Below are 12,554 nucleotides of genomic sequence, written 5' to 3'. Positions count from 1 at the left end.
TATACCCCAAGTAGAAAATTGAAGCCGCTAAAATCGCCTGTATAATCATACCTAATCGAGCCATTATTCCATCCTTGCCTTCAAAATACGTTGAGATTGAGTTTTGAACCTAATAAAACTCAACTTAATTAGTTTGAATATAGTAGGAGCTTAAATTGCTCACGACAACATAGTATTTAAAAACGTGAGCTGACTGGATTAAAGCTTGATTCGATTAATGATTTATATTCTCCATTAGAATCGACGGCGACAAAATTTGCGGTAACACAATCGGTTCATCCACGCTTTTTTTATACCATAAATACAAAGGCACACCCGAACGACCCTGTTGTGATAAAAATGCCGTGATCTCGCTATCGCCATTGGTCCAATCACCGACCATGGTGACGACATTATTTTGCTTCAATGCCGCTTGCACCTCTTCACGATCAATCGAGGTTTTCTCATTCACTTTACAGGTTAAGCACCAATCGGCAGTGAAATACACAAATACATCGCCCTGAGATCGCAATTCCTTTAGCTTCTCTTGATTAAAAGCGACGATCCTTGAATCAGTTTTTTGTGATGTTGATGCGGAAGATAACGCACTTGGTACGCCATAAACTACAGCCAAAAATGGGATCAAAGTCAGCAATAATGCAGGCCACCATTTACCTTTATGTTGTGAATGTTGCCATAGCCCCGTCAGCCATAAGCCAAAAGTAGATAGCATAGTGGCCGCTAACACCAGCAACACAAAATCATTATTAGCTTGTCTCATTAATATCCATACCAATCCCAACACGGTAATAAACATCGGCAGGGACAAAATACGTCTGGCGGTGATCATCCATGCGCCCGGCTTTGGTAAACGAGTCCTCAGCGCAGGAATAAAGCCTACTAATAAAAATGGCAGTGCCATCCCAAAGCCTAAGCCCGCAAAGATAATGAAGGCAATTCCGATAGGAAGCACTAAGGCGGCACCTAATGCAGTTGCCATAAAAGGGCCAGTGCAAGGCGTGGCAATGAATGCCGCTAAAACGCCCGTCCAAAAATCACCCATTGGACCTTTTTGATCTTGCAAACGAGAGCCAGAAGTTAACGTTCCAATTTCAAATAAACCGGCTAAGTTAAATCCTATTGCACTCATTAAAACGATCAATCCTGCAATAACAGCAGGGCTTTGCAATTGGAATGCCCAACCAACTTGATGACCAAGTGATCGCAAACCTAAAATCACTCCACCTAATATGACGCATACCAGAACCGCACCTAAGGTATACGCAACAGAGCCTACTTTAGCTTGCTTTTCAGATCCTTGATGAGAAAGGCTTAAAATTTTCAAACTTAGAATAGGAAAAACACACGGCATAATATTCAGTAGCAAACCACCAATAATCGCACCTAACAAGGCCGTCAAACCAATCAACCATGTACTGCTAGTGCCTTGCTCACGAGAAACATTGCTATCATCAGAATGCTGGCTCGGTGTAAAAGCGATATGTTGTGTTTTACTCGCCTCAAAAGACAGTGAAATACCATTATCTAAAACCAGAACACCTTTGAATTCATCACTCTTTTCTTCGCCCACTTGAGTCTGCATCGTTAACACATCGCCATTATGAGCCAACGCTTGTTTAGCATTATTCACAATCGTATTGTTAATTAGAGGGTAAATATGAGCTTTGTTAATTTGAATAGAACTTGGCAGTGGTAAAGATAAGGTAAATTTGCCATCTTCAACTGAAAACTGACCTTTGGCATCCAAGGGCTTTGGCAACTTTTGACGCCACTGATTAAAAATCTTTTGGCTTTTTTGAGTAACTTTCCCATCACCCACGGTGAGTGTTTTTTCAGTCGTTTGTTGTTCAGGTAAACAGGTTTGTGGGTTACAAACTAAATAACTAATATCCAGTTTAATCGGTAATTTCGTGCCTTGCGGGACACTTTTATCAATCACTAAAGAGGTCAGTAAGGCATATTCACCGTGATAAATGTAATTCATAATATCGCTGGTCACCAACTGGCTTGGCGCCGGATATTGAACCTCTCCAATGCTCACGCCTTTTGGCAGCGTCCAATTAAAGCTGGTTGGAAAACCTGCATCTCCAGGATTTTCCCAATAGCCATGCCACTCTTCTTTTGGTGTCATAGTGATCGCGAGTGCTTCCGTACTCCCGGCCGCTGGTTGATTGGATTCCGATTGAATAGAAATCGAGATAAGACTAGGGTTATTACCTTGTTGGTTAGCGAGCGCTTGTGATGCGCATATCAAGCTAGCGCTAAACAACACTAATTGAACAAAACGTTTCATACTTATCATCATGTCTTATCTCGATTACTAAATAGTTCTTCTAAATAAATGAAGCTGTCTTTTTAAGAAAAGTAGGCCATACACCGTACTTCATCAAAAAGCAGCTTCACTAAAACAGTGCTTCAAGCAAAAATTCAAATAATAACTATTTATTTAAGCTTTGAAATTGTCTCTAACGTCGCTTGGAAATCATCATCTTGAATCGAGGATTTCAGGCTCACTTTACCATTTGGCTCAATCAGCGTAATCGTTGGCACTTGATTGACACCAAATTGTTTGAATAACTCACCATCATTATCAAATACGATTGGTAACGTGGCGCCATAACTCTTACGGTAATCTTGTAAATCAGCAATCGATGACCACAAGTTAGTTGAAACGGTTACCCATTCAATGCTTGAAGCTTTCGATTTTTTCTCTAATAACTCACGCACTTGAGTACAAGCTTTCGATGTTTTCGGCTCAGTGTCTTCTAAATACCATTCACACCAAGGACCAAAAAATACTACGCCAATTTTTTTACTATTAGGTGCGTTAAATTTAAAATCTACGGCTTTGTCATCAATGGTAGAAAAGGCTAAATCTGGCACCGTATCACCCACTTTATAACCTGAATTTTTTGGCACAAAGGTTGGGTTATTTAACGGCTTACCATTGGATTTTTCTGCGACTACTTTATCCAATGCTTGATGGAATTCTTTATCATCCATATGACCGAAATAGGCGAACTTACCATTTTTATCAATCAATAAATGTTGAGGGGTCACACGTAAATGAAATGCGCGCGCTAACTTGCCATCATCAATCGTAATTGGCATGGTAAGGCCCATTTTTTTACGAAACGCAGTGACTGATGCAAGATTATCACTAATGCCGGTATTTACTGCGATGACTTGTACTTTATCGCCATACTTTTTGTAGATCTCTTCAAAGCCCGGCATTTGTTCACGACATGGCACACACCACGTTGCCCAAAATTTAATATAAACCGGTTTTTTCCCATACACTTGAGCAAGATCGATCGTTTTGCCATCAATGGTGGTGATTTTCATTTGTGGCGCTGGCGTGCCCACTAATGACTCACCCGCCGATTTAGCACGACGCTCACCATCGGCAGAATAATCATCTTCCGCATGTGCATATTGCGCTAAAGAAAATAAGCATAAAAGCGCAATAAGTGGCACTTTCGTTAAATGAATAAAACGTGATCTCATAACGAGCTTCCTATTTTTAAGATAAAATATGTAAATATAACGTCTTTGTGATGAGTGCGAATCAGACGAAAAACGGTAAATGGTATTTATAGCGCAAGTAAATAGTCACTCACTTGACGCTGAATATTGTCAATTTTTTTCTGCACAACATCATGCTCGCCTGCCGTCCCTTCAATAGTGATAAATTGAAGACTGGTTAATCCTATAGTGGATAATACGTAAGCGTTCACCGGGAGGGGCTTGACAACGGTGAAAAGTAAGGAATTATGTGTTTTTATAACGTACGGGCATTAAAACTTTTCTAAATGCCAGAGAATAAGCATTAAAACGCTCTGAGGCATACTCCAGAATGCTTGTCAATACACTCCCGGTGAACGGTTACGATAATACTTCTTTCAGATAAGGGGTAAAAAAATCCGGTTGATAAGCTTCTTTACCTGAAAAAATACCACCAGCGGAAACAAGAATATAAACAGGCTTATCAGTTAATAACGCCTGCTTTCCTTCTGCAGTTATTGCAAAGGTTTTTCCAGCGCGAACCACATGATCAACCCAACTTTTTAACCCTGAAGGCAAAGAATAATTGTGCATAGGAGAAGTGATAATCACCACATCCGCAGATTCCAGTGATTCAATCAATCGATTTGATATGGCTAAACTTCCCACGCTTTCATCATGTTCAATGTGAGGTGCACATAATGCTGCCGCATAAGCACTATCAATATGAGGCAACACTGTTGCATCCACCTCTTCTAAAGACACATCAACCACATTCATTCCTGCATTAGCAGATAATTGATTAAGCATTTCTTGTGCTAGACGATAAGTTGAAGACTCACGCTGCTGCGGACTACTGTTTATCAACAAAACCTTCATGATGTCTCTCTAACTGTAAATAAAATCAAATATAAGTTTAGCCATTAAGTTTGTCATGATACAAAGTGTTATGGCTTGCAATAAGAGCCATAAATTAACTATTTTTATAGGCCATATTGAGAATGGAAAAATTGACCACTAAAGTCCCTGCTTATAAGCAAGTGTATCAGCGTATTCATGCTGCTATTTTACAAGGCATCTTAAAGCCGGGAGAGCGCATTCCTTCCGCTCGAAGCTTAGCTAAAGAAATGGGCATTGCACGCGGCACAGTGGAAGAAGGTTACGCTCTACTCAAAGCTGAAGGTTACCTTGAATCGAAAGCCCAAGCAGGCACTGTCGTGAGTACCAAATTGCTGGACCTTTCACACATTCAAACAACCAAAGTCAATACTCGCCAACCCGGGTTTAACCCTGAGATAGAAACGGAAAAGGTCTTACCATTCCAATTAGGCATTCCAGCTTTAGATGAATTCCCTCGCCAAATATGGTCTAGAATGGCGGCAAGATGCTCTAGGCACATCGGCATAGACGACCTTGCTTATCCTTCTGTTTATGGACTTCCTCAATTAAGAGTGGCCATTGCTCAATACCTCCAGCTTTCACGCGGCGTTCAGTGCCAACCTACCCAAGTATTTATCACTTCAGGATACGTTAATTCAATCAATTGGATCACTAAGGTGCTGCTAAGTGAACAGGCTAATGTCGGTATCGAAGATCCAGGTTACCCACTTACACGACAAATCTTAAACAACCATCAATTCAAAACAATTCCAATCTCGGTAGATAAAGATGGCATCAATATACAGAAAAATTTACAAGCAGAAGCCGTGATCGTCACTCCCGCCCATCAAAGCCCAACATGTGTTTCTTTATCTCTTCAACGCCGACAAGCATTATTAGACTGGGCGAACACACACCAGAGTTGGATTATTGAAGATGATTACGATGGTGAATATCGTCATACAGGGCTTCCTTTACCCGCATTAAAAAGCTTAGATACTCAAGATCGCGTTATTTATTCTGGCACCTTTAGCAAAGTGATGTTTCCAAGTTTAAGAATGGCATATATTGTGGTTCCAACAAGTAAAGTCGCTGATTTTGAAAACTGCTCTGAGCTTTACGCAGGCAATGTATCAGCTGTAATTCAAAGCTCGGTGCTGGCTTTTATGCAAGAAGGTCACCTTTCTCGCCATATCCAAAGAATGAGAAAACTGTATCGAGAACGCCGAGAACTAGCCGCTAAAGTCTTTAATCAAGTATTAGGTGAAAGTGTATCCATTGAGCCACAACCCGGAGGAATGCACATGATCGTAAAGCTAAACGACCCCACTATTGATGATGCAGCTTTATCGACAACCATGATGAAAGCCGGATTATTTTCGCAAGGTTTATCACAATGGTCATCGCGCCCTGTTCATCCGAGCTTAATTCTTAGTTTTACCAATATTAAAACCGAGGAAGAATGCCGAGCATTAGCGTATCGATTAAAAGATATTATTGCTTGATATACAGACGCCACGTTTACTTCATCACCACCAAATCGCTTTCACGTAACTTCTCTTGAATAAAATCTAAGAAGCACGTCATACGCCGTGATTGTTGCTTATTACGATAATAAATAGCGTTAATCGCACGACTTTTCGGCTGAATAAATGGCAGCATAATGGGGATTAACCTACTATCGGCAATATCTTTATAGGTCATGAAATGAGAAAGACTCGCTATCCCCGCCCCTACCAAGGCTAATTGCCGTATGGTTTCACCACTTAACGCTCTAATATTTGGCTCAACTTTCAAGCTCTCTGAATGCGGATTATCACTGAGCGGCCATTCATTCAAATAACTCGGAGCAGTAAACCCAATCAGTGTATGTTGTTGTAATTCCAACAGCGAGCGAGGCTCACCAAATTGGGCTAAATAATCCGGACTGGCTAAAACTCGAATAGCGCTGTCGCCTAAGTATCGAGCATGCATAGATGAATCGGTGAGAGATCCGATACGAATCGCAATATCCACCTTCTGCTCAATAAGATCAATGCTACGCTCGTGTGAGGTCAGCTCAAGCTGAATATACGGATACAAGCGATGGAATTCTGGCACAAACGGCACAATACAATGCAGCACAAAAGGAGATGCGGCATCCACTCTTAATGTCCCTCTCAACTGCTCATCATTGGGCAGTAATGCTTCTTCCGCCTCCTCTATCGACGCCACAATTTTTCTGGCCGACACCACAAAACGTTGCCCTTCAGCGGTTAACGTTAACCGTCGTGTTGTCCTTGTCAGTAAGGTTACATTCAGCTTGCTTTCCAAACGACTCAACGCACGACTGATGCCAGATGTGGTTTGCCCTAAATATTCTGCCGCCTTGGTAATACTTCCGGTATCGACCACAGCTATCAATGCCAATAATTCTTCTGTCGAGCTTTTCATTTCATAGTCACCAATCAATATCTTCACATCTACTATTGATTTTATATCAACAATGATTTGCTTATAAGGCTATTTTTCGCAAAAACGAAATCTCTATACTAGGCGCATCAACAACGGAATATCACTCAAACATAAAAGAGATAACATAATGCGTTTATTTATTACAGGTGCAGCGGGCTTTATTGGTGGTTCTATTGCTAAATCACTTGCAGAAGAAGGCCACACGGTCATCGGACTTATTCGAGATCCTCAACAAGCAGAAGCATTACAGACACTCGGGATAACGCCAATCGTCGGTTCATTAGATGATAGCCAATTATTGAAAGAACAATCCCAAGCAGCTGATGCAGTCATTAACGCTGCCAGCAGCGATCATTTAGGCGCAGTACAAGCCATTATTGAAGGGTTAAAAGGATCCAATAAAGTCTTTCTGCACACTAGCGGATCAAGCATTGTTGGAGATGCTTCCGGCGGTTTAGGAACTGATAATATTTTCTATGAAGATAAACTACCGGCCCCTACAGAAGACAAAGCTGCTCGAGTCGCATTAGATAACACCGTTATTGAGGCGGCAAAGCAAGGCATTCGTTCAAGCGTAATGTGCAACACGTTAATCTATGGTCATGGTCGCAGCTTCCGCCGAGATAGCGTGCAACTCCCTCGCCTACTCAAACAGGCACAAAAATCAGGTATTGCTCGCCATGTTGGCCCAGGGGAAAATATTTGGTCGAATGTTCATATTGATGATGTGGTACAAGCTTACAAGCTCGCGCTAACTAAAACACAAGCGGGTAATTTTTATTTTATTGAAAGTGGTGAAGCTAGATTCCGAGATATGAGCAATGCCATCGCCAAAGTACTTCATTTATCACCCGCGCAAGATTGGCCTTTAGATCAAGCCAAACAAGAATGGGGTTACGAAATGGCATCTTACGCATTAGGTTCAAACAGTCGTGTACGAGGACATAAAGCAAAAGCCATTCTCGGCTGGGAACCTAAACACACGGACGTTATTGAATGGATTGTAACTGACATGATGAAATAAGCGGCCACAATAATAGCCATAAATAAACCATCATAAATGCACAAAACAAAAAAACCTGATAACTCAGAAGAGCTATCAGGTTTTCTATATTTGGTGCGCCCTGCAGGATTCGAACCTGCGGCCACATCCTTAGAAGGGACGTGCTCTATCCAGCTGAGCTAAGGGCGCTTTGTGGGTGGATTATACGAATTGAGCGTGATAGGTCAAGGTTTTGTCTTGTTCCTAGGTCTAAATGCTGAAAAAAGAAACACTGAAGTTATTTGGTTACTTAATAATATGAAAATAACCCACCACCGCAAACGTTTGCGCTATGGATGTTCATCACATTTTTTGCGACAATACGCGCGTTGTCAGCTGCAGCTGGTGTTGAAGATAATAAGGAATCTCATGACTGCTCAAATTATCGATGGAAAGTTAATCTCACAAACGGTCCGCACAGAAGTAAAAGCGCGAGTTCAAGCTCGTTTAGAAGCAGGTTTACGGGCACCTGGCTTAGCCGTTGTGCTGGTCGGAAGCGATCCCGCTTCTCAGGTTTATGTAGGTAGTAAGCGCCGCGCTTGTGAAGAAGTTGGGTTTATTTCTAAATCTTTCGATTTACCAGCCACAACGACTGAAGCTGAAATACTCGATATCGTTGAGCAATTAAATAATGATCCGGCAATTGACGGCATCCTAGTTCAACTTCCTCTACCTGCGGGTATCGATAGTACCAAGATTTTAGAGTTCATCTCGCCAGAAAAAGATGTCGATGGTTTCCATCCATACAATGTAGGTCGCTTATGCCAACGTATGCCTAAGCTGCGTTCATGTACACCAAAGGGAATTATTACTCTACTTGAGCGTTATAACATTGAAACTAATGGTAAACACGCGGTGGTTGTAGGGGCATCAAATATTGTGGGCCGTCCAATGACTCTGGAATTATTACTTGCAGGTTGCACCACGACCACTTGCCATCGCTTTACAAAAGATCTTGAAAGTCATGTTCGCCAAGCAGATCTTTTAGTGGTGGCCGTAGGTAAGCCTAACTTCATTCCAGGCGCTTGGATTAAAGAAGGTGCGATTGTGATCGATGTTGGCATTAATCGCATGGATGATGGTAAGTTAATTGGTGATGTTGAATATGATGTGGCTAAATTGAAAGCGAGTCACATCACTCCGGTTCCGGGTGGTGTCGGACCGATGACTGTTGCCAGCTTGATTGAAAATACGATGTTAGCGTGTGAGAAGTTCTCACAACATTAATCCTCTACAGAAACCAAGAACTCAAAGGCTTGTCGATAATGACAAGCCTTTTTTATTACATTGAATGAAATCACTACTAAATACTATCGGCTAATGTACTCACTGCGAGGGCGAAGTAATACGACCGATTCCACTTCATCAACACATTATAATTGTTATAGACCAAGTAACTGCGACCAGCTTCATCATCAGGCATAATCAGCCAAGCTTTAATATCTTGATTTAATTTAGGCAATGGTGAACCATCTAAATTAGTAATACCTAACTTACTCCATTGTTGTAATAACTTACCTTTATCGTCATCACGCCCTTGCAAGTTTTCATCAATACCTGCTGGCACATGAATCTGACGCCCCCAAGTATAGGTATCATCCCAACCTTCTTGCTTTAAATAATTAGCCGCAGAAGCAAATACATCCGCTTTGGTTGTCCAAATATCTTTTTTACCGTCACCATCGCCATCTTGAGCGAAAGACAAAAATGACGTCGGCATAAATTGGCATTGCCCCATTGCACCAGCCCATGAGCCTTTCATTTTTTCTGCACTAATGTGCCCTTCATCAATAATAGTCAAGGCTGCTATCGTCTGCTTGCGGAAAAAGGCCTCTCTACGACCATCAAATGCTAAGGTGGTGAGTGCATCAATAACATTGTAGCCGCCTGTAAATCGACCAAAGTTACTTTCCACTCCCCATAAGGCCACAATAAATCTAGGTTGCACGCCGTATTGCTTACCTATACGTTGTAAGTCATCAAAATTCTCATGATAAAGATCTTTCGCTTGTTTAATTTTCCAATCGGGTACGGCTCTTGGTATGTATTCATCTAGAGTCAGCTTTTTTTCTGGTTGATTGTTATCTGCAGTAACCGCTTTAGGCTTAAAGGTGACGCTTTTAAATGCCAAATCAATCGTCGGTTGAGTAATTCCAGCTTGGGAAGCTTCTTGCTTTAATGTTTTAACGTACGCTTGAAAATCATCTTCCTCTGTCGCAAAGGATGACAAGCTCACACTGCAACCTAGCAACAATGTGGCAATCCTGACCGATGTTTTTTTCATGACTACTTCCTTACCGTGCTCAATTGAACTCATCGTTATGACTGGTTTTTTTTATTAGCTTTATATTCTTCTAATAAATTAATAGGCGGTGGCGGAAGTTGTAAGAAGAAACCATCGTCTTGTAACGATTGTTTCACTTTCTCTATATCAACTGTCGCGAGTTTGCGCCCTTCCATCTTCATAACCATAACAAAACTTGGTTTGCCAAACATTTGCATCAATACTTCTGGCACTTTTGAAAAATCATCCTTTTTGGAAATATAAAGGTACATACCTTCCTTTTTTCCACTTTTATAAACAGAGCACAACATAACTTATCCTTAATTGACGTTTAACTAAGCACTCGCTTCTAATTATTCGAGTTTCACTTGGTTTTTTCAGACTTTTTGCTCATTATTGTCGCATTTGACAAGTACTTAACTCAGTTTGAATTTAGATAGACTATAACAATAACGGACTTACAATTAACACTAGTAAATCGTGTCATTTTAGATAGACCTATACTGGTACTGGCCAGTTTGGTATTTCACTATTTTATTCAACAACCAGAGTATTAACTGACATGGCTTTAAAACCCGATTTAAAAGGCAGTAGCTTTGCACTTTCTGTCTTACAACTGACTGAAGACAATGTAGACAGTTGTCTGCAATTCTTGCACAACAAAGTAGCCCAAGCACCTGCTTTTTTCACTCACGCCCCCTTGGTTGTTAATATTGAAAATACTGCTCAAATTGATATTGATTTCAAGGTACTACATCAAGGGATCGTCCAATCTGGTATGATACCTGTTGGTGTCACCGGCTCAAAAGACAACGTAATAAAAAATCATGTAACCGATGCTGGTTTTGCCGTGATGTCGACGAGTAAAACTCCTTATCAAGCTCCCGCGGAGATGGCACCAACAAAAGTGATACGAACGCCGATTCGATCAGGGCAACAAGTGTATGCAAAAGATGGGGATTTGGTGATTTTAAATCATGTCAGTGCCGGAGCCGAAGTCATTGCCGATGGCAGCATTCATATACATGGCACCTGCCGAGGTCGAGCTATTGCGGGTGCCAGCGGACAAAAACAAGCCAGTATTATTTGCCAAGACTTACAGGCTGAGCTGGTCTCGATTGCTGGAAACTATCAGCTTATGGACCAAATCGATACTCAATATTGGCAAAAGAAAATCTTACTTACATTGCAAGACACGCGTTTGCAATTTGACATTCTCAGTATTTAAAAGGAAACAAAATGGCACGTACTATTGTCGTTACATCAGGCAAAGGCGGCGTAGGAAAAACTACCTCTAGCGCCGCTATTGCCACCGGTCTTGCCTTACGAGGTAAAAAAACAGCCGTTATCGATTTTGATATTGGTCTACGTAATCTAGATTTAATCATGGGCTGCGAACGCCGTGTTGTGTATGACTTTGTTAATGTTATCAACGGTGAAGCGACATTAAATCAAGCTCTTATTAAAGATAAACGCTGTAATAATCTGTTTATTTTGCCAGCCTCACAAACTCGTGATAAAGATGCATTAACCCATACGGGCGTAAAACGAGTGTTAACAGAACTACACGATATGGGTTTTGACTACATTATTTGTGACTCCCCTGCTGGCATTGAACAGGGTGCATTAATGTCACTATACTTTGCAGATGAGGCAGTGATCACGACCAATCCTGAAGTATCTTCTGTACGTGATTCAGACCGTATTTTAGGCTTATTGGATTCAAAATCATTACGCGCAGAACAAGGCTTAGAGCCCGTTAAACAACATTTACTATTAACTCGTTATAACCCTGCGCGAGTCAATACTGGCGAGATGTTAAGTGTCGAAGATGTTGAAGAAATTCTTCATATTCCTTTATTAGGTGTGATCCCTGAAAGCATATCCGTTTTGAATGCTTCGAACAAAGGCGTGCCGGTGATCCATGATGACCTATCTGATGCAGGTTTAGCCTACAGTGATACTGTCGATCGCTTATTGGGTGAAGAAAAACCGTTTCGATTCTTAACTGAAGAGAAAAAAGGCATCTTTAAACGTTTATTTGGAGGTTAACTATGTCGCTATTACAATTCTTCCGTCCTAAGAAAAATGATACCGCTAACCTAGCCAAGGAACGTTTACAAATTATTGTGGCTGAACGCCGCAATCAAGGCAGTACTAGTCCTTCTTATTTACCACAGCTAAAAGAAGACATTTTAAAAGTACTCAGTAAATATGTAAATGTTGACCCAGAAATGGTCAATGTCACTTTAGAGCAAGGTGATGATGATCTCTCTGTATTGGAATTAAATATTCAACTGCCAGAGAAAGACTAGCGACACACAAGGTTTACCCTTTCATTATTGAGATAATCTTAAATTAATGAAAGCAAAAAAAGCCGACATTATGAAA

General features: G+C 41.1%; 12 protein-coding genes and 1 tRNA gene. 6 read left to right on the top strand and 7 right to left on the bottom strand.

Annotated features, from left to right (window positions below; translation table 11 throughout):
- Window positions 1–214 precede the first annotated feature (214 nt).
- From FH976_RS13940 to FH976_RS13925, 3 genes are all read right to left on the bottom strand, one after another.
- The gene (locus tag FH976_RS13940) at window positions 215–2,293 is read right to left on the bottom strand and encodes a protein-disulfide reductase DsbD family protein (RefSeq protein ID WP_194091443.1); all 2,079 of its coding nucleotides are present in this window, start codon (window positions 2,291–2,293) and stop codon (window positions 215–217) included.
- Between the two features lie 149 nt (window positions 2,294–2,442).
- Window positions 2,443–3,507 carry a TlpA family protein disulfide reductase gene (locus FH976_RS13935; protein WP_194091442.1) on the bottom strand — a complete coding sequence of 355 codons (1,065 nt, stop codon included), beginning with the start codon at window positions 3,505–3,507 and terminating at the stop codon, window positions 2,443–2,445.
- Window positions 3,508–3,885: 378 nt separating this feature from the next.
- Entirely contained in the window at window positions 3,886–4,383 is a 498-nt protein-coding gene (locus FH976_RS13925) for an FMN-dependent NADH-azoreductase (protein ID WP_194091440.1), read from the bottom strand.
- A 122-nt stretch (window positions 4,384–4,505) separates the two neighbouring features.
- On the opposite strand from FH976_RS13925, the gene pdxR reads away from it, so the two are divergent.
- A complete protein-coding gene (pdxR, locus tag FH976_RS13920) occupies window positions 4,506–5,888 on the top strand; it encodes a MocR-like pyridoxine biosynthesis transcription factor PdxR (protein ID WP_194091439.1) in 1,383 nt (460 codons plus the stop codon).
- 16 nt (window positions 5,889–5,904) lie between these two features.
- On the opposite strand, the gene FH976_RS13915 is transcribed toward pdxR, so the two are convergent.
- Window positions 5,905–6,816, bottom strand: coding sequence for a LysR family transcriptional regulator (locus FH976_RS13915; protein ID WP_194091438.1), 912 nt, complete (start codon window positions 6,814–6,816; stop codon window positions 5,905–5,907).
- A 148-nt stretch (window positions 6,817–6,964) separates the two neighbouring features.
- On the opposite strand from FH976_RS13915, the gene FH976_RS13910 reads away from it, so the two are divergent.
- Complete coding sequence (locus FH976_RS13910; protein WP_194091437.1) at window positions 6,965–7,861, top strand: NAD-dependent epimerase/dehydratase family protein; 897 nt, start codon at window positions 6,965–6,967, stop codon at window positions 7,859–7,861.
- 91 nt (window positions 7,862–7,952) lie between these two features.
- On the opposite strand, the gene FH976_RS13905 is transcribed toward FH976_RS13910, so the two are convergent.
- Window positions 7,953–8,029: transfer RNA gene (locus FH976_RS13905), tRNA-Arg, on the bottom strand.
- A 219-nt stretch (window positions 8,030–8,248) separates the two neighbouring features.
- Here FH976_RS13905 and folD point away from each other — a divergent pair.
- Complete coding sequence (folD, locus tag FH976_RS13900) at window positions 8,249–9,106, top strand: bifunctional methylenetetrahydrofolate dehydrogenase/methenyltetrahydrofolate cyclohydrolase FolD (RefSeq protein ID WP_194091436.1); 858 nt, start codon at window positions 8,249–8,251, stop codon at window positions 9,104–9,106.
- A 76-nt stretch (window positions 9,107–9,182) separates the two neighbouring features.
- Here the strand turns inward: folD and FH976_RS13895 are convergent, their stop codons facing one another.
- On the bottom strand, window positions 9,183–10,163 hold the full coding sequence (locus tag FH976_RS13895; protein WP_194091435.1) for a lytic murein transglycosylase: 981 nt from the start codon (window positions 10,161–10,163) through the stop codon (window positions 9,183–9,185).
- Between the two features lie 35 nt (window positions 10,164–10,198).
- Complete coding sequence (locus FH976_RS13890; RefSeq protein ID WP_190329857.1) at window positions 10,199–10,474, bottom strand: YcgL domain-containing protein; 276 nt, start codon at window positions 10,472–10,474, stop codon at window positions 10,199–10,201.
- Window positions 10,475–10,725: 251 nt separating this feature from the next.
- On the opposite strand from FH976_RS13890, the gene minC reads away from it, so the two are divergent.
- Genes minC through minE form a run of 3 tightly spaced genes read left to right on the top strand, consistent with a single transcriptional unit; the run spans window position 10,726 to window position 12,478 of the window.
- Window positions 10,726–11,391: a septum site-determining protein MinC gene (gene minC, locus FH976_RS13885; RefSeq protein WP_194091434.1), complete on the top strand. Its 666-nt coding sequence runs from the start codon at window positions 10,726–10,728 to the stop codon at window positions 11,389–11,391.
- Between the two features lie 11 nt (window positions 11,392–11,402).
- Window positions 11,403–12,215: a septum site-determining protein MinD gene (gene minD, locus FH976_RS13880; protein WP_194091433.1), complete on the top strand. Its 813-nt coding sequence runs from the start codon at window positions 11,403–11,405 to the stop codon at window positions 12,213–12,215.
- 2 nt (window positions 12,216–12,217) lie between these two features.
- Entirely contained in the window at window positions 12,218–12,478 is a 261-nt protein-coding gene (gene minE / locus FH976_RS13875; RefSeq protein WP_190329860.1) for a cell division topological specificity factor MinE, read from the top strand.
- Window positions 12,479–12,554 lie beyond the last annotated feature (76 nt).

The organism is Vibrio hibernica, from assembly GCF_015223435.1.
Taxonomy (GTDB): Bacteria; Pseudomonadota; Gammaproteobacteria; order Enterobacterales; family Vibrionaceae; genus Vibrio; species Vibrio hibernica.
Note: the sequence above shows the minus strand (reverse complement) of the source record. Positions and strands in the feature narration are given on the sequence as shown.